The sequence below is a fragment of the Acinetobacter sp. CS-2 genome, assembly GCF_016599715.1.
GTDB lineage: Bacteria > Pseudomonadota > Gammaproteobacteria > Pseudomonadales > Moraxellaceae > Acinetobacter.
Genome location: NZ_CP067021.1, coordinates 240,392 through 257,888 on the forward strand (window position 1 = coordinate 240,392; position 17,497 = coordinate 257,888).

A 17,497-nucleotide genomic window follows, 5' to 3' on the forward strand; every position below is an offset into this window, starting at 1 on the left:
CAGCATACTTTTTGAAGCACCACCAAAATTTTATGTTAAGTAGAGACTAAAAATGCCCTTGATTAAGGGCTTACAAGGGCATTTTGTATAAGGTGTATTATGTTAATTTTAGAATTTCTTCATTAGATAATTTTTGATAAGCTAAATCCATTAGGACTAATTAAGTAAATATGAGCAATTGGGTCAATGTCACACAGGATAAGTCTACAGGTATAGAACTAATTCATGCCCACTTCAAAGGCTTTGCATACGATCCTCATCTACACTCAAGTTATCTTATAGGGGTAACAGAGTTAGGACATCAACAATTCAATTGTAGAAAAAAAATTATTGATAGCTATCAAGGTCAAACTTTCATGCTTGAACCTGAAGAAGTTCATGATGGTAATGCACCAGATCCTCTCGGCTTCACTTATAAAATGATGCATTTAGATCCAGCATGGTTAAAAAAAAGCTATGAAGGAATATTTAATGAGCCTATCGAACTTGCTATCGAATCAACCCTACGTTCTGATCCTCAACTTTCACATTTGATACTTTCAACCTACAATATATTGAATAACAATGAATCTCAATTGATGAAAGATACGTATTTAGATCTTTTATTAGAAAACTTAAAGCAGAATAGGGAGGCTTTAAGGATGTAAATAAGATATGTGAAGGAATTTCTTTTCGGATTTCATTTATATAGATTTGAAGAATTCTGTAGTCTCGTTCCTGCAGTTTAATTACTCGGTACGAATATTCATTTTTGATTTTTGGCTTTTTTGATCGATCATCGAACTCATCATCTGTATTTGTAATAATTAAACTAAAACTATGATTCTGAATTGATTTTTTAATAGAGTTGGTTGTTAGTAGCATAAGCTCACCAATTCTAAGACCATAGTTGAGCATGAGATGTATGATCAGAAAGTTTCTGAGTTGTACATTTTTAGATCTAAAAGGATTTAATTCATTGTATTTATTAGAGTTACTTGGTGAAATGACTGAATACAATCCTTTAATCATTTCCTGATTCATGCTCTTAAAATTATGATTTATCTCACTTTTAATTGTCTTATTGGCTTTTGAAAAATTATTTATAATTTTTTTCTTTATTGTCATATATTTATTCAAGTTTTCTTTAATTTTTTGAATTTCCTTCAACGTAAGTTGTGGCTGTGATTGCATGCTTAAGTATTCATTAATCAAGAAGTTGTAAAACTTTAAGAAGGATCTAACTCTATGACCAATTGTTGTGTAATTAATATGTTCTGAATTGCTTAGCCGTATAAGATTACTTTCAAGTTTTTTATTATTTTCTAAGTAAACAATGAAATTATCAATTTCACATTGAATGATCTCAAAATTATAGGATGTCGAATAGAACGACTCACAAAAGGACGTGGCAAACTTTTCAAACCAAAATTCATACCAAAATTTTATTGCGATTAAATCTGCATGCTGCGTAGAGATACTTTGAAATCTAAGAAATTTCATGGTGTACAGCATAGGGTACATACATGGACAGAATGAATCTAAATCAAATAAAAGAATAATTTGATTTTCGTTTGAGACTTTCTTTTCTAAATGAATTGTTTAGAGGTGGTCCCACTTGTTTGAACAACTAAAAGCGTATTTATAAGTGATATTCCGCTCTAGTTAAGCCACCTTGTTTTGTTGGGGTAGCTGATCATAGTAAAACTCATTTGGTGTCATTTTGTCTAGACTCGAATGAGGTCGTTTCAAATTATAAAACTCAAAATATGCACTTAATTGCTTTTTCGCATCTGTGACACTGCTATAAGCTTTGAGATACACCTCTTCATATTTAACGCTCCGCCATAATCGTTCAACCATCACATTATCTACCCATCGACCTTTACCATCCATACTGATTTGAATGCCATTTGATTTCAATACATCAATAAATGCATCACTGGTAAACTGGCTGCCTTGGTCTGTATTAAATATTTCAGGTCGACCATATTTTTCAATCGCTTCATTTAAAGCCGAAATACAAAAATCCACCTCCATACTAATCGATACCCTATGCGCAAGTACCTTGCGGCTATGCCAATCAATCACAGCACATAAATAAACAAAGCCTTTTGCCATAGGGATATACGTTATATCCGTAGACCACACTTGATTACTGCGCTGAATAGCCAACCCTTTGAGCAGATATGGATATTTACGGTGAGCTTGATTAGCCTGGCTTAAATTTGGTTTGCAATATAACGCCTGAATACCCATTTTCTTCATTAAAGTACGTGTATGACGTCGTCCTATATGATGTCCTTGACGATTCAACAAATCACGCATCATACGACTGCCTGCAAAAGGATATTGCATATGTAATTCATCAATACATCGCATCAGCTTCAGATCTGATGCACTCACAGGTTTTGGGCGATAGTAATAACAACCACGGGAGACTTTCAGCAGCTTAGCTTGCTTAGATACTGAAATCTGAAGTGAGTCGTCGATTAACTTTTGTGGTTGAAGCGGCCCAGTTTCTTCAACACACCTTCTAAAAAATCAATTTCTAATGCCTGCTCACCGATTTTTGCATGTAGTTTTTTTAGATCGATGGGTGGTTCTGTTGGAGCTTTTGATTGATCGAAAGCTTGCGAGGAAGCTGAGATCAATTGATTTTTCCAGTCAATAATTTGGTTTTGATGAACATCAAACTCAGCACTCAATTCAGCAAGTGTTTTTTCTGCTTTAATCGCAGCAAGTGCTACCTTAGCTTTAAAATCATTTGAATGATTTCTTCTTGGTCTACGTGCCATAAAATACTCCATATATTGATGTTTATAACATCATTTGAGGAGCAGAATATCACTTATAGGAGTTGTTCAAATTTACGGATCCATCTCTTTTTTAAAGCAAACATAGTAAAGTTTATGAATTATTCTTAAGGTCAACATATCATATTTTATGATTGAAATAGAAATTAGTTAAGTTATTGAATCTTAGTTCAAGAAAGAAAAATATGAAGTTATTGTTAGGTGTATCGGAATTGTCATAATTAAAATTCTCAAAGGAGTAGAAAAGGCACTACCCCACAATTTTTTTCTCTCAAAATGTCATTCACTGTCATTTTTTAGTGGCAAGTACCAGGTGCAATTCTTTTTACGGTGTATTACACCGTAGATGTTTTGAGTGAGCTTAGCTGGCACCGTAAAAGTTTTGATCGACAAAATATCCAAAGTCAACTGGACTGTTAATCCATTTGCTAAACAAAACGTGAAACAGCAAATTATTGTAGTCTATATATTTTTCATAATTGTTCACGATACCTAAGTTCAGCAAGTTTTTTTCAAACTCAATGCGTTCAATGGGTTCTGATTTCACAAATGCATGGATGGATGCTTTGATTGTGGGAGGAAAATAAAGTGTCATCCTAACTACAGGACCCTGCAACGTAGCAATTCCTGCAAAAATCCATTTAAAACAATGACTTATTTCAATTCTGCCATCTGCAAGCGTTTTGTGGGGATGGAGGCCGGAATCATTAAAGTATCATCCTAATTTTCGCTCAACCTTGGAAAATGCTGAGAATCGTAAAAATAAAGTTTCATCCTTTCCGCTACTAGTTCAAGGCTTTCTTCCGGCCGCCGGCAACAACGCTGCTTGGCTGAGGCGATCCACTTGCGCTACCGCTCACTGATCAGATCGAACTTGAACTCGACGAGCAGCCAACCATCAGGCCGAGCGTGATCGCCAAAAAAAACGGATCATGCGAAATCCTTCGTTGAGTTTGGCGCGGGTTTTAGCAAATCAGCTGGCCCGCGATCCGGTTGAGAGTGATCCGAAGCGGTCCTTGACGACCGGCACAAATCGGCCGATTCTGTTGAAAAAGTAGCTTTAGCGGCAGCCTGCCGATCAGGTGTGCCTGCTGTCGAAGTGGCTGCAAGCCACTTCAAGTTGCCTTCCGGCGTTTCACTGAGCGTCCTTGCTCAGGTTTAAGGGTTAATTTGAGGGTTTCTGCTCGTAGCAGGCATACCTATCCCGTCAGCGGTGGCCCTTGAGGCAAAAGCTTGGCCATGCGGCGCAGGTTCTGCACCATCGCAGCCAAGGTGAATTCGTCAGTGGCACCCGTTAGGCCACGCAGTCGTAAACGGTCGAGTTTCATGATCCGTTTGAGGTGGGCGAAAAGCATCTCCACCTTCTTTCGTTCGCAGCGAGAGACGAGGTACTCCGGTGTCTTGGCGATGCGTCGAGCCACGTCGCGGGCAGCCTCATGGATGCTGCGGACGATCTTCCGATTCGGCGTGTTGGGGCAGCATTTCGCTTTCAACGGGCAGGTGGCGCAGTCGGTTTGGCTGGAGCGGTAAATGACGGTTTTGGCCTTAGTTACCCGCGACCTTTGCTGGGTGAAGGCGCGCCATTCACTGCGTAGCGGTTTGCCGGCTGGGCAGCGATATTCATTGGCGTCCTGACTCCAGTGAAAGTCGTTACTGGAGAGGCTGTCGTCCTTGCGCTCGGTCTTGTCCCACACCGGCACATGCGGTTCGATGTCCTTTTCTTCGACCATCCAGGCCAGCATCGGGGCGGTGCCATAAGCGGTATCGCCGATAAGGCGTTCCGGTGTGAGATCGAACTGCGCCTCGACACGCTCGACCATCGTCCTAGTCGAATCGACTTCGGCGGTACGGTGCGCCGGGGTAGCTTCCACGTCCATGATCACACCGTGCTCAGTGTCGATCAGGTAATTCGTGGAGTAGGCAAAAAAGGCCGGGCCACCTGGCGCTGCTGTCCAACGGGACTGAGGATCAGTGAGCGAAATTTTCTTGGGAAGAGCCTCAGCCAGCGCCTCTTCATCAAGGGCTTCGAGGTACTCGCGCACTGCGCGGCTGCTGAGCTTTGGATCGTTCCAATCGACCTCATCTCCCGCCACCCCACGTTGCCGGCTGGCATCCGCCTTAATGATGCTGGCGTCGACGGCGAAACCTTCACCCTTGACTAGGCCGGCTGCCATGCAGCGCCGCAGCACCTCATTGAATAACCAGCGGAATAGATCGCTGTCACGAAAACGCCCATGGCGATTCTTCGAGAAGGTCGAGTGATTGGGGACTTCGTCTTCCAGACCCAACCGGCAGAACCAGCGATAGGCCAGGTTCAGGTGCACCTCTTCGCACAATCGCCGCTCGGAACGAATGCCATAGCAAGTAGCCGACGACCAGCATGCGCACCATCAACTCCGGGTCAATCGAGGGACGCCCGATGGGGCTATAGAAATCTGCCAGGTAGGCACGTAGATCACTGAGATCCAAGCACTGGTCGATGCTGCGCAGGAGATGTTGGGCCGGGACGTGATCTTCCAGATTGAACGAGTAGAACAGGCGCTGCTGTCCTCCCGGTAACTGTCCCATCATGCTGTTCGCCCCCACGCTCGCTGACAAAGCAATTTTGCCAACGGCATGGGGAGGCCGCTACTTTTTCAACAGAATCGGCCGCACACAGCCATTCGGCTCAACAGAACCCTGCCTTTACCCCACCAAACTCCGGAAACTCGCCCGGTAGTCCGTCGGCTTGAGATGCACATGTTGGCTGAGGTCGCCGGGTAGCGTGAACAGGCGCGGACCGTCCCGAAACTGGAACACGCGATACAGATGGAATTGATCGCCCGCCTCCTTGGAGAATTCGAGTTCGTTGTGGCTGACCAAGAAAGACGAGCCTACCCCGCCATTGGTGGTTTTCACCTCGATGAAGCGCTCATGGGCGTCCTCTTCGAACGACAGGATGTCGAACCCCGCACCGTCTCCCTGGGTGTCGGACACCCAATCCAGCCGCTGAAAAAGCTCTGGGTGGCCGAGCTCGGTCAGGCGTTGCTGTTCGTAGCCAATCACCCACTGCTCCCCTGCCCGGCCCAGCTTGCGGTTGGCTTCATCGCGAGCGGCATAATCGAACTTTCGCGGTAGGCGTTGCCGTAGAGATGCCGGGGTACGCACAAGCACTTCACGGGCGGGTGGTTCTACCAAAGCCGCTCGGTAGGTTTTGTCACCCGGAAGTTTTACCTCCTCCAGGGCATCGACAAGAGCGCCGACCGTCTGCTGATGTTCCAGAACGTAGGCGTGTACGGATTTACGCAGCAGCAGTTGGCTGTTGCCGCGTGGCTTGTAGCCGTTGATATAGGGCAGGCCCAGGGCATCGAGTACGGCGCTAATGTTCTGGTGCTTGAGCTCGACTGAAGACTTGCTGCGACCGTTCAGCAGTTGGCGCAGTGCCTGGTTGTGCTCGGACTTGTTGTACGGCTCCCCAGCCGCCTCGGCACGCAGCATGTCGAAATAGTCTTCGACCGTGGCCAGGACCTCTTCTTCGGACCAGTCTTCGCCGATGCGAATGATGCGAAACCCGAGCCGCGTCAGCGCCGGAACGACGGTCGCCTCGCCACCGGAGAAGCTGTCAGCAGTGAGCGGGCCCTGCTCGGGAAATTGCTTGCCGAAGGCCACACCGGCGATGGCCTTGGAATCGCAATCGGTGCCGGTCTTCGGATCACGTACCAGGAAGTCGCGGGACTTGCCGTAGCCGTGGCGCGCCAGGAATTTCGTGCGGCCCAGTTGCACGAACTCATCGATGGCAGCCTGCACGGCGGCGGGGCTTCGAAGCTGGGAGAGTTGAGACACAGGGTCCTTCCTTACTGTCATGGTGTGCCGGGAACCGCCGAGCCACGAGATTATGAGTAGCCCCTGAACAGAAACGTCACGATAAAAGCCGTGAACGCCACCAGGCCCATTAAATCCCTTGCGTATTTGCAGCCCGTGCTGTCCAAACCTGTACCAGGTCCGATCAACACGCTCCAACCATTGAGGTACGAAAACACCGCCTGACCGAACAAAAAATGCGTGATAGCCGCCGCAGCCATGACGCCGGAATCGTCAGACAGGCTGTAGCTGTTGACCATTGCCCTGTACGCCTGCATCTGAAATGGCTATTGCCCTGATGGGAGCCGGCTTTTCAGCCACCGACACCAGCGATGCCGTCAATATTCTTTACCCGATAACCATGACCGTACAAGCTAACAAGGCCTGGCAAGCCAGCGGACTTAAAAAGTCTTTTTTTCTACCATCCCACAAAAAAGTTCGTGGTGGAGAAAAGATAAGCTATGCAAGGCTTTAGGAGACGTGGTTTTTCAGGATGACGAAGAACGATTCGGCGCTAGGTGCAACATAGGTGCATCGCACGAGCGCTAGGAACGGCGAAAAAAGGCGGACGTGGCGAAATCGGTAGACGCAGCAGACTTTAAAATTGGAGTGCCCGCGGGGAAATCCGCGGAGTAGAACCGCTCAAAGTCGGGGAACGCTAACGGGCAATACCCTAAGCCAATCCCGAGCCAAGCCCCTTCGGGGGAAGGTGTAGAGACTGGACGGGCGGCGCCTAAAGCCTTCGGGCAATGGCGAAGGGACAGTCCAGACCACGAACGTCATCAGACGGCGGCGAAAGTCGAGGTGGTACGAAAATCTGCTTCTCTGTGAGAGTACGGGTTCGAGTCCCGTCGTCCGCACCACAAAGCCAAACATCCCTGCGATGATCGACCTCTGGGCGTTTGGTCGTGAGCCCGCCACCCTCGCGCTACGCTTTGCGCAGGCGTCGAAGGCGATCAGGTGCGCCCATCGATTCCGTCGAGCACCATCGCTGCGAGTTCATCGCTGGTGTGTGCACCACTATCGAGAACACGGGTTGTGCATGGAAGCCGTTCCCTTGCGGCCAAGCATCGGGCGACATTCGCTAATCGCCACTCTCGAATCTCCGCATTTCGATTCGGGTCAGGATGCATGGTCTGGTTCGCGATCCGGTGACGCAATAGGTCCTCGTTGAGCGTCAGAAAGATGTGCAGCAGCTGATCGTCGATCCGCCTTACCCCGTCGAGTATCTCAGTCAGATAGTCCGGGTGCACGAGCGTCATTGGGATGATGATGTCCTGCGAGTAATTCCTTCGAATCTCCCTGACCGCCGCGATCGTAAGTCCCCTCCACAAGGGGAGATCCTGATAGTCTCCGCTCGCTGGCATGGGGACCGTTTCTTTCACCACGAACCCGATTTCCTCGGGGTCAAAGATCAGCGATTTGGAACGCCGATCGCGCAGCCGCTTAGCGAGCGTCGTCTTTCCGGCGCCGAAAGGTCCGTTGATCCAGATTATCATTGTCGACGGCCTCTAACCTGAAGGCTCGCAAGAGCGCTCGACGGCCTCGTGCGGAGGCACGATCGGAGTGGTTCCGAAATGCTTCTCAAGATAGGTGACGCCGAACGTCACGATGTCCTGCGCGTCGAACAGGTAGCACTGAGCAAAGCCCACGACACCTTCTCGATGGCGACCGAGCTTCACGTAAGCATTTGCTATAGTTTCAACCGCATCCGGCTTTCCTTCGATAGCAAAGCAATCGAGAATGCCGTTTGAATCGTAATCCGATGCCGTTTTCCAGGCGACTTCACCGTCTCTTCCAAGCATCGGCATCTCATACGTCACCCACCGTTTGTTGGGGATATCGGCAACCGCCTCGGCGTAGTGCAATGCGGTAACGGAGTTTAGCGGCGCACCCAACAGCAGGGCCTTCCCGCCAAGGCGAACGAACCGCTCGACGGGCGATCCTTCCCCCAAGGCGTGACCGAGTTCGTGAGGCTCCGTCAGCGTTTCAGCCAGCGGACCAACCGCGACCATCGATGCATCGGGGTGCGCGCTGCGCCGCGCGCCGGGGGCTTGAACCAGAAATTGATTCAGCAGGCCGAACCCACGGTAAGTCCCGGCTGTTGCGGGATCGAACGGCAGCCAGGTACGGCGGGCTTCGTCATCCAGCCGAGCGCCATTCAGAGTCTCCTCGTAGGGTGATCGGTCCCACGACGCGTATCCCATCACAGTGCCAGTCGGCCCAACCGCGGAGCGTAACGCGGCAACGACCGTCTCCGCTCCTCCTTCGACCGGACCAATCGCTTTAAGTGAGGCATGCACCATCAAGAGGTCACCGGTTTGGACTCCGAGTTTTTGAAGCGCCTCCGTTATTGCCTTCCGCGTATGCATCGCGATATCTCCTCTAAACTGCAAAACACTATACCTATCGAGATATCACTCTACTATACCTATCGAGATATAGAGGTGGTCCCACTTGTTTGAACAACTAAAAGCGTATTTATAAGTGATATTCCGCTCTAGTTAAGCCACCTTGTTTTGTTGGGGTAGCTGATCATAGTAAAACTCATTTGGTGTCATTTTGTCTAGACTCGAATGAGGTCGTTTCAAATTATAAAACTCAAAATATGCACTTAATTGCTTTTTCGCATCTGTGACACTGCTATAAGCTTTGAGATACACCTCTTCATATTTAACGCTCCGCCATAATCGTTCAACCATCACATTATCTACCCATCGACCTTTACCATCCATACTGATTTGAATGCCATTTGATTTCAATACATCAATAAATGCATCACTGGTAAACTGGCTGCCTTGGTCTGTATTAAATATTTCAGGTCGACCATATTTTTCAATCGCTTCATTTAAAGCCGAAATACAAAAATCCACCTCCATACTAATCGATACCCTATGCGCAAGTACCTTGCGGCTATGCCAATCAATCACAGCACATAAATAAACAAAGCCTTTTGCCATAGGGATATACGTTATATCCGTAGACCACACTTGATTACTGCGCTGAATAGCCAACCCTTTGAGCAGATATGGATATTTACGGTGAGCTTGATTAGCCTGGCTTAAATTTGGTTTGCAATATAACGCCTGAATACCCATTTTCTTCATTAAAGTACGTGTATGACGTCGTCCTATATGATGTCCTTGACGATTCAACAAATCACGCATCATACGACTGCCTGCAAAAGGATATTGCATATGTAATTCATCAATACATCGCATCAGCTTCAGATCTGATGCACTCACAGGTTTTGGGCGATAGTAATAACAACCACGGGAGACTTTCAGCAGCTTAGCTTGCTTAGATACTGAAATCTGAAGTGAGTCGTCGATTAACTTTTGTGGTTGAAGCGGCCCAGTTTCTTCAACACACCTTCTAAAAAATCAATTTCTAATGCCTGCTCACCGATTTTTGCATGTAGTTTTGATCCTAGCCAAAATAATGGACAGCACGTCCTTCTAAAGATAACGTAACTTTAATCTTTGGAGATTCAAGAAATGGCTAAACGTTTTAGTCCTGAATTTAAACAGCAAGCGATTGATTATGCACTTTCAAACTCCCACGAACCTATAGCTGCAATCGCCCAGAAATTAGGTGTGGGTTATTCAACTTTAGACAAATGGATTCGTGAAGCCAATCCAGTAGGTTCAAGCAAACGTCAACTTTCACCAGAACAACAGCGGATCTTAGAATTAGAGAAAGAAGTCAAACAGCTCAGGGAAGCCAATGACATCTTAAAAAAAGCGCATGTGTACTTTCTGACAGATCATGCCAAGAAAAGTACACGGTAATTCAAGATCTGGATGTGAATGAAGTCACTGTATCTTCTGCCTGTCAATGCCTGGGTGTCAGCACTTCAGGCTATTATGCCTGGCGAAAACGCCAGGCCAATCCAGCGCAGAAATATAATGATTTAAAAGCCGTATATTGGCAGCATCATGCACGATTGGGTGCACCTTCATTGGTACATGACATGCATGATTTAGGTTACAGCATGAGCGAACGAACCGTTGGAAGAATGCTTAAAAAGCTTGGTTTACGTAGCAGGATTGCACGTAAATACAAGTATACGACTGATTCAAACCATCGTTTGCCTACAGCGCCTAACTTGTTGGATCGTCAATTTACGGTCAATGAACCCAATAAGATCTGGACAACGGATATTACCTATATCCGTACTAAGCAAGGTTGGCTGTATTTGTGTGTGATGCTGGATCTATTCAGCCGTCGTATTGTCGGTTGGCAAACCAGCCATCGAATAGACCGTCAATTGGTGTGTGATGCGTTTCATTATGCAATGGCTCGTCAGGGGTATCCAATGGGTGTCATGGTGCATTCGGACCAAGGCTCACAGTACTGTAGTCGTGATTTTAGGGCGCTATTATTGACGAATAACTGCGTTCAAAGTATGTCACGCAGGGGAAACTGTTGGGATAATGCAGTGACCGAAAGCTTCTTTCATACATTGAAAGGTCATGTGGTCCATGGCAGTGTGTTTGCCACTCGAAAAGAAGCGAATACAGTCTTGTTTGACTATATTGAGATTTATTACAATCGGGTCAGAAGGCATTCCGCAAACGGCTGGTTAAGCCCAGAAGCCTTTGAACAGAAATATTTTAAGAATTTAGAGGGATTTGTTGTCCACGATACTGTCTAGGATCATTTTTTTAGATCGATGGGTGGTTCTGTTGGAGCTTTTGATTGATCGAAAGCTTGCGAGGAAGCTGAGATCAATTGATTTTTCCAGTCAATAATTTGGTTTTGATGAACATCAAACTCAGCACTCAATTCAGCAAGTGTTTTTTCTGCTTTAATCGCAGCAAGTGCTACCTTAGCTTTAAAATCATTTGAATGATTTCTTCTTGGTCTACGTGCCATAAAATACTCCATATATTGATGTTTATAACATCATTTGAGGAGCAGAATATCACTTATAGGAGTTGTTCAAATTTACGGATCCATCTCTGACTTATAACCCTCTAATTCATCTATATAGGTGCCTTTCAGGAAGTGAACACTCAATGGTCGTGGGTGATGTTCTACAAACTGAGTGAACAGTCGATGTATAAATTTTATATCCAAAATTGTATTTAGAGCTCTCATGATAAGTACTTTAAAACCATCTTAAAACCATCTTAAAACCATTTTAACAAAACCTTTTAAACCTTTTAATTTTTTTTAAATTAAATATACTTAAAACCATAATAATAGCTTAAAGGGTTTTAATTGTGCTAAAGCTAAAATGTATATCGATATTAGCAATGTCAATCATTACACAATCTATCTTTGCTGAAAATTCAGTAGTACTTGATGTTGGCCATTCACCAAAACAAGCTGGATCTACTGCAGCTAACGGCTATCCTGAATACACTTACAACCTTAGCATGGTCAATTCTATTGAATACTTTCTTAAATCGCGTCATGTCCAAGTGCTCAGATCTTCAGTGAATGAAGATAAAGTCTCACTGGTTCAACGTGCGACCAGATACCCTAATGCTAATCTTTTTATTTCGGTGCACCACGACTCAATACCTACTGAGCTGACCAAGTACAAGAATCAACTCAAAGGTTTTTCAATTTTTGTATCAAAGAAAAATCCAGAATACGGAAAAAGTTTGAAATGCGCCAATCTCATTGGCCAGAACCTAAAATCAATTGGTGAAAGCCCTTCTACTTACCATGGCATGAATATACCAGGTGAAAACAAAAAGCTTTTGACCTCAAATGGCGTATATCAATATGACAATCTAGTGGTCCTGAAGAAATCACAAAAGCCGGCGGTTTTAATTGAGATCGGCGTGATTGCCAATCCTGAAGAAGCAAATCGCTTATCTAATCAGAAAGTAATCTGGAAAATATCTGAAAATATTGCTCAGTCGATACAGCAATGTTTAAACCAATAAGGTGCATGCTGCAGTAATCAATATGCACCCCTCTAGAATTAGAATCTTATGCCGACCGTTTCACCATCATCATTGACCGCACCAGCATCATAAGTGTTATGCCATACGCCATTAATCATGACCAAGTGTGGCGCCCAAAATGACACTGTTTGAATATTATGCAAAACATCATCTGGCGTATCGAAACTAGAAGCACCTATATAGCGGAAGAACATCAAGTTTTCGCCTAGTTCTTCAATATACATTTCAGGATCAAAGTCATCCAAAAACTCTTTATCTTCACGTATCACTTCGTTTAACTCAGTTTCAACGAGTTTGAGTAAAGCGGTAGGCGTAGGTAAACCATCATAAGCCCATTCAGACTCTTTACCTTCAAGTTCCATCCCATCTTTAATATCAAATGCAGCGACATATCCAGTAAAGTAATTTTCAGCTTGCGAGAAGTTATTCGGCATGTCTTGATAGTATCCATCAAGTACGGTCTTAATCTTTGCCAAGGTTGCATCAATCGTACTTTGAATTGCACTTTCAGCACGTTCTTGAGCTGTACCTCTTTGCTTAGCTTGCCCCATGTGTACCCCCTGATTATTCACATTTTGACTAGTATTTTATTTCTAAAGCCTATTGTTTCAGCACTTTAAACCGATTCAGTATATACCAAAGGTTTGCTATTTATATTTCATATATACGATAAGTCTCAAATACTACAAATGGCTTGGTAGCTAAGTGATATAACATGTTTTTGTACTTCAGGCTTTACAATGCTTTTCTCAGATTATCTAGACCAACATGCCGTTATTCTTGCGCTATGTTTGGCAATCTGCATATCTTCAGTTGTGGTTTATACAAAGTATAGAACTCTACGCGCCGTTTATCTTACTGGTGCATCCCTATTCACTTTAACCGCCACAATATTTCTATCGATCGGATTTTATTTAACTACATTGGATGTATCTGCTTCAGATAGAAAGGAGAGTAAGCGTCCGCTGAATCCCATACCAATTTTTAATTCGATTTAGGTTTCCAGCAGTGTGGCAGTAACTCTTCAATCTGGGTCACTTTATGTGTCGGCAGCCTTTTCAGCACATCACTTAAATAGGCATACGGATCCAAGCCATTCAGCTTTGCTGACTGGATTAAAGTCATGATGTTTGCCGCTCGCTGACCACTGCGCAGCGAACCTGCAAACAACCAGTTCTTACGGCCCAATGCCCAGGGACGCATTGAGTTCTCTGCCCAGTTATTGTCAATGGGTAGATTGCCATCATCCAGATAGCGGCTTAAGGCTGGCCAACGCTTCAGAGTGTAATTGATGGCCTTGGCGGTTGGAGAACTCGATGGTACCGTCAGTTGATGTTGGTTGAGCCATTCATATAGTTGTTGCATCACTGGTTGACTATGCTGTTGTCGGTATTCGCGGCGGTCTTCCGCTGTACCATCGGTCTTTTTCCTGAGTTCTGCTTCTATCGCATACAGTTTCTGAATCAGCACTAAGGCCTGTTCAGCGACCTGACTTTTCCCAGTTACATGCAGTTCATGGAATTTACGACGTGCATGGGCCATGCAGCCCACCTCAATGACATCGCCTGATTTAAAGCGTGCTTTATAACCACTGTAATCATCACAGACTAGATAACCCTGCCAGTCTTTCAGGAACGCTTCAGCATGCTGACCTGAACGACTATCCTGAAAGTCATAGATCACGGCTTGAACTGGATTGTACTGTGTAGTGGCATAGGCCCAGACATAACCTTTCTTCGGTTTTTTATCATTCTCACCCATCCGCATGATGGTGACCGGCGTTTCATCGGCATGGATCACCCGCTGTTGCAGCACCACCTGTTTTAAGGCATTGGCCAGAGGTTCCAGTTCCACACCGCAGCGACCAATCCAGTCAGATAACGTGGATCTGGACAGATCAATGCCAGCCCGCTGATAGATCAGGCGCTGACGGTACAGCGGCAAATGATCGGCATACTTCGATACCAGCACATGGCTGAGCAGTTCAGGACTGGCAATACCTTTATCAATCACATAGGCGGGCATCGCTTGCTGAGTCAGGGTGTCGCACTGATCACAGACCCATTTGCCACGCACATGCTGTTCCTTATAGAACTGTGCCGGTCTGAAATGCAGTTTTTCACTGATATCTTCGCCGATACGACGTAACTGGCAGCCACAACTGCATTGGGTTGATGCAGGTTCATGCTCAATACGGATGGTGTGTAGATGATCTGGCAGTGGTCGACGTTTAGGTTTATTGGTTTTGGCTTTCTGTGTCACTGCATCGGTTTTATCTGCATTTAGCCGTTCCAGTTCTAGATCAACCGCGGCAATATCTTCTTCAACCGCTTCATCCCACAGGTGGATTTGTTTTGCAGTGAGATGTTCGTTTTTACTGCCGAATTTGTGCTGTTTAAATAGTGCGAGTTCATGCTCGTATTTTTGATTGAGAATAGAAAGATGTTGAACTTTAGAATCTAATTGCTGATTGGTGACTTCAAGATGTTGAACTCTGGCATCTAATTGCTGGTTTGATTTTTCTAATTCTTGATTTGATTGTGCCAGAGACTGATGCTGCATCGCCAACTGCCGGGTAAATTCCAGCAGTTGTTCATGGGTCAGTTGGCTTAAGTCAGGCAGCGTATTCATGACCGCAGTATGCCTGAGGTCATGAGAAGAATGAAATAGAACGTTTGGAGAATAGCAGAATGGAACAGCCTGGTTTAAAGCATCGTCACCACCTGCTGTCGTCCAATGCGCTGCCAGGGCAAACCTTGGATCAGTGCCTGTAACTGTTCCGGGCTGAGGGCCACGGTTTCACCTTGGTGAACTTGAGCCCAGTGAAATTTTCCCTGTTCCAGCCGCCGGGCACACAGCCAGATGCCCAGTCCATCATGTACCAACACTTTTATGCGATGGCCACGTTTATTACAGAACAGGTAAGCACAATGCGGTTTGATGTAGCCAAAGGCTCTCACCACCTGAGCCATGGTCGTATCCATACCTGCACGCATGTCCATGGGCTGAGTAGACAACCAGATTTCATCAATGCGGATCATGTTGCAAGTGCCTTGAGTAATTCTGCCAAGACAGGTATTTCTGATGTCTGCCATTTTAGCTGAATATCATTATTCGTATGAGGCACGGTGATACACAACGTGATCCTCTCATCAATAGGTTGGCTGATTGCAGCAGTGTAAGGCAAAGCAATAAATGCTGGATTCACATGAGTAGGATCCTGCACGGCACCCTCATGATGGCTGAAGATCCTGATCCAACGACTGACAAGGTTGGCATTAATACTATGTTGCAGTGCGACCGAAGCGATCGAGGTATTAGGATTTTTACAGGCATTGACAATACTGAGTTTGAATTCTTGGCTGTATGTTCTGCGTTTTTTAGCAACAGGAGGTGTTGCTGAATATATATCCATGTTCATGGATTAAGTCCCCACTTGTTTTTAGGTGGGAACTAAATTAAGGCTTATAGGATCGCTTGGTAAGGCTGTGTTAGCCGGATGCTTACAAAGGAGATCCAAAGCATTACTTCTCAAGTGAGCCAAGACAAAAATATCGCTTCAGCAATTGAACTCAATCAAAGAAATAACTATGAATTATTGGTTGCAGTATCTCAAAAGAAAAACCTTACCTACTCAGATCTAGGCAGTATTCAATATGGCCAAGTACGTGACACAGTAAATTTGACGAAATATTCTCAATACAAAACTTTGGTGAATGCTGAGTACTAATTTTTATTGTTGTTTGCGTTGTTCAAGAACGCTGATTTATGCACTACTCGTTGTTCTTCCTCATATCGTATCACTTCATGAGCCACGCAATATAGAGATATATTTCTTAGACATTGTTTCCATAAAAGTTCTGGATAGAGTTTTGTATAGGTCAGGAATGTTCTTTTCCCAAAACAACAATATTTCACCCTTCGTTTTGCATAATTTAAAATCATCGGTATTGGTGAGATCCTCTACCTGTTGAATCATCACTTCCCTTTCTTTTTCTTTGGCTTGTTTTTCTAAAACTTTTTGTTCCTTGATTTTGTCTTGTTCAGACAAAAAGTTCCTACTTTTCTCGCGTTTTTCACTGTCAGTAATGAACTTAACCAAGTGGAATAAATGTTCCATCCATTCATCCGTATGGGTTAAGCCAAGGATGCAACCATTTAGATTAAAGCCAACATTAACCAGGCCTATATCTGATGATGTTTTATTTCTGATATTCAAAATGACATCTTCATCCAGTTCATTTTCTGCAATGAATTCGTCTATATAGTGTTGGTACTCTGGAGATAGAAAACCGTCAAAGGTATATCGAACAACTTCTACCAGTAAAAAATTAACCCCGAAAAGTTCAATGTGTTTTTCAATCTCCTCAACAGGGATTTCCAACTGCATTGTAGATACGAGGCTTTCTACGTGGACCAGTGGCTTACCAATTTGCTGTAACTTTTCATAAAGCTCATTTGCATTCATGGGTTGGTTCAATCCGTTTTTTATATTTTATTCAGCACAGCCAATGTCGCATTGAGCATATCGACTGAAACCTCTAATTTTTTTGCTAAACGGGCCATGTGGCCGTCATCAAGTATTCTTAATGCCTTATGTAATGAAGTATAGTTTTTTAGCTCTGAAAACTCTTCAATTTTTTCATTGATATAGACATCATCTAAACCAGCTTCTTCAAAACACTCAATTACAGATAAGCCAACATATGAAAGTTTCTGTTTTTTAACATATGTTGATTGTTTTTGGTCTATTAAACCAAGTTTCACAGCAATTTTGTGGCTTTCACCACGCTTAGGTAGTCGATTGTTTGTGATGACCCTTGTATTGAAAAATTCTTTTTTTACTTGTTCAAAAGTCTTAGCCATTACGGGCACCATCAAAAGTTAATTATTTCGATCGTTTACGATATATCTTTAGAAGTACAAGAAGCGAATAAA

General features: G+C 44.7%; 16 protein-coding genes and 4 pseudogenes. 5 read left to right on the forward strand and 15 right to left on the reverse strand.

All coding sequences use genetic code 11. The features are described 5' to 3' along the window. Positions 1 to 170 precede the first annotated feature (170 nt). Positions 171 to 647, forward strand: a complete 477-nt coding sequence (locus JFY49_RS17255; protein WP_074163966.1) for an AraC family ligand binding domain-containing protein — start codon at positions 171 to 173, stop codon at positions 645 to 647. On the opposite strand, the pseudogene JFY49_RS17715 reads toward JFY49_RS17255, so the two are convergent. From JFY49_RS17715 to JFY49_RS17275, 5 genes and pseudogenes are all read right to left on the reverse strand, one after another. Then, a pseudogene (locus JFY49_RS17715) lies at positions 610 to 1,578 on the reverse strand (site-specific integrase); the annotation flags it as partial. The gene JFY49_RS17255 and the pseudogene JFY49_RS17715 sit on opposite strands and share 38 nt — an antisense overlap. 66 nt (positions 1,579 to 1,644) lie before the next feature. Beyond that, positions 1,645 to 2,777 (reverse strand): IS3-like element ISAba14 family transposase gene (locus JFY49_RS17260; RefSeq protein ID WP_223155595.1). Its coding sequence is split into 2 segments (ribosomal slippage): positions 1,645 to 2,525 and positions 2,525 to 2,777, totalling 1,134 coding nucleotides; the frame shifts between segments, so codons are not numbered across the junction. 1,217 nt (positions 2,778 to 3,994) lie between these two features. Further along, a pseudogene (locus JFY49_RS17265) lies at positions 3,995 to 5,366 on the reverse strand (IS1182-like element ISCfr1 family transposase). Between the two features lie 114 nt (positions 5,367 to 5,480). Continuing rightward, on the reverse strand, positions 5,481 to 6,617 hold the full coding sequence (locus JFY49_RS17270; RefSeq protein ID WP_000080860.1) for a DUF3883 domain-containing protein: 1,137 nt from the start codon (positions 6,615 to 6,617) through the stop codon (positions 5,481 to 5,483). Positions 6,618 to 6,667: 50 nt separating this feature from the next. After that, positions 6,668 to 6,895 (reverse strand): hypothetical protein, encoded by a 228-nt coding sequence (locus tag JFY49_RS17275; protein ID WP_000248278.1) that lies wholly within the window; start codon positions 6,893 to 6,895, stop codon positions 6,668 to 6,670. 23 nt (positions 6,896 to 6,918) lie between these two features. Here JFY49_RS17275 and JFY49_RS17280 point away from each other — a divergent pair, with 23 nt between their 5' ends. Then, positions 6,919 to 7,110 carry a hypothetical protein gene (locus tag JFY49_RS17280; protein ID WP_000951934.1) on the forward strand — a complete coding sequence of 64 codons (192 nt, stop codon included), beginning with the start codon at positions 6,919 to 6,921 and terminating at the stop codon, positions 7,108 to 7,110. 481 nt (positions 7,111 to 7,591) lie between these two features. On the opposite strand, the gene JFY49_RS17285 is transcribed toward JFY49_RS17280, so the two are convergent. The 3 genes and pseudogenes from JFY49_RS17285 to JFY49_RS17295 form a co-directional block, all read right to left on the reverse strand. Then, entirely contained in the window at positions 7,592 to 8,134 is a 543-nt protein-coding gene (locus JFY49_RS17285) for an AAA family ATPase (protein WP_000587837.1), read from the reverse strand. Between the two features lie 12 nt (positions 8,135 to 8,146). Next, positions 8,147 to 9,007, reverse strand: coding sequence for an aminoglycoside N-acetyltransferase AAC(3)-IId (aac(3)-IId, locus tag JFY49_RS17290; protein ID WP_000557454.1), 861 nt, complete (start codon positions 9,005 to 9,007; stop codon positions 8,147 to 8,149). A 132-nt stretch (positions 9,008 to 9,139) separates the two neighbouring features. Continuing rightward, a pseudogene (locus tag JFY49_RS17295) lies at positions 9,140 to 10,059 on the reverse strand (IS3-like element ISAba14 family transposase); the annotation flags it as partial. 73 nt (positions 10,060 to 10,132) lie between these two features. Here JFY49_RS17295 and JFY49_RS17300 point away from each other — a divergent pair. Then, positions 10,133 to 11,292, forward strand: a protein-coding gene (locus JFY49_RS17300; protein WP_087554624.1) for an IS3 family transposase whose coding sequence is annotated in 2 segments (ribosomal slippage) — positions 10,133 to 10,367 and positions 10,367 to 11,292 — 1,161 coding nt in all. Because the reading frame shifts where the segments join, the coding sequence is not laid out codon by codon here. A gap of 5 nt (positions 11,293 to 11,297) precedes the next feature. On the opposite strand, the pseudogene JFY49_RS17305 reads toward JFY49_RS17300, so the two are convergent. Further along, positions 11,298 to 11,525, reverse strand: a pseudogene (locus JFY49_RS17305) (IS3 family transposase); the annotation flags it as partial. Positions 11,526 to 11,896: 371 nt separating this feature from the next. Between JFY49_RS17305 and JFY49_RS17310 the strand changes: the two are divergent. Further along, the gene (locus JFY49_RS17310) at positions 11,897 to 12,538 is read left to right on the forward strand and encodes an N-acetylmuramoyl-L-alanine amidase family protein (protein ID WP_024160906.1); all 642 of its coding nucleotides are present in this window, start codon (positions 11,897 to 11,899) and stop codon (positions 12,536 to 12,538) included. 38 nt (positions 12,539 to 12,576) lie between these two features. Here the strand turns inward: JFY49_RS17310 and JFY49_RS17315 are convergent, their stop codons facing one another. The 4 genes from JFY49_RS17315 to JFY49_RS17330 form a co-directional block, all read right to left on the reverse strand. Continuing rightward, a complete protein-coding gene (locus JFY49_RS17315) occupies positions 12,577 to 13,110 on the reverse strand; it encodes a hypothetical protein (RefSeq protein ID WP_043041555.1) in 534 nt (177 codons plus the stop codon). Positions 13,111 to 13,543: 433 nt separating this feature from the next. Then, complete coding sequence (tnpC, locus tag JFY49_RS17320) at positions 13,544 to 15,190, reverse strand: IS66 family transposase (protein ID WP_200224916.1); 1,647 nt, start codon at positions 15,188 to 15,190, stop codon at positions 13,544 to 13,546. Between the two features lie 74 nt (positions 15,191 to 15,264). After that, positions 15,265 to 15,600 carry an IS66 family insertion sequence element accessory protein TnpB gene (tnpB, locus tag JFY49_RS17325; protein ID WP_171430713.1) on the reverse strand — a complete coding sequence of 112 codons (336 nt, stop codon included), beginning with the start codon at positions 15,598 to 15,600 and terminating at the stop codon, positions 15,265 to 15,267. Further along, positions 15,597 to 15,980 carry a transposase gene (locus JFY49_RS17330; RefSeq protein WP_125318918.1) on the reverse strand — a complete coding sequence of 128 codons (384 nt, stop codon included), beginning with the start codon at positions 15,978 to 15,980 and terminating at the stop codon, positions 15,597 to 15,599. The genes tnpB and JFY49_RS17330 overlap by 4 nt, the downstream gene beginning before the upstream one ends. 78 nt (positions 15,981 to 16,058) lie before the next feature. Here JFY49_RS17330 and JFY49_RS17335 point away from each other — a divergent pair, with 78 nt between their 5' ends. Beyond that, entirely contained in the window at positions 16,059 to 16,289 is a 231-nt protein-coding gene (locus JFY49_RS17335; RefSeq protein WP_227609669.1) for a hypothetical protein, read from the forward strand. A gap of 75 nt (positions 16,290 to 16,364) precedes the next feature. Here JFY49_RS17335 and JFY49_RS17600 read toward each other — a convergent pair whose 3' ends face one another. Both JFY49_RS17600 and JFY49_RS17345 read right to left on the reverse strand, forming a co-directional pair. After that, positions 16,365 to 17,027, reverse strand: coding sequence for a hypothetical protein (locus JFY49_RS17600; RefSeq protein WP_227553516.1), 663 nt, complete (start codon positions 17,025 to 17,027; stop codon positions 16,365 to 16,367). Between the two features lie 20 nt (positions 17,028 to 17,047). Further along, complete coding sequence (locus JFY49_RS17345) at positions 17,048 to 17,425, reverse strand: hypothetical protein (RefSeq protein WP_005006227.1); 378 nt, start codon at positions 17,423 to 17,425, stop codon at positions 17,048 to 17,050. Positions 17,426 to 17,497 lie beyond the last annotated feature (72 nt).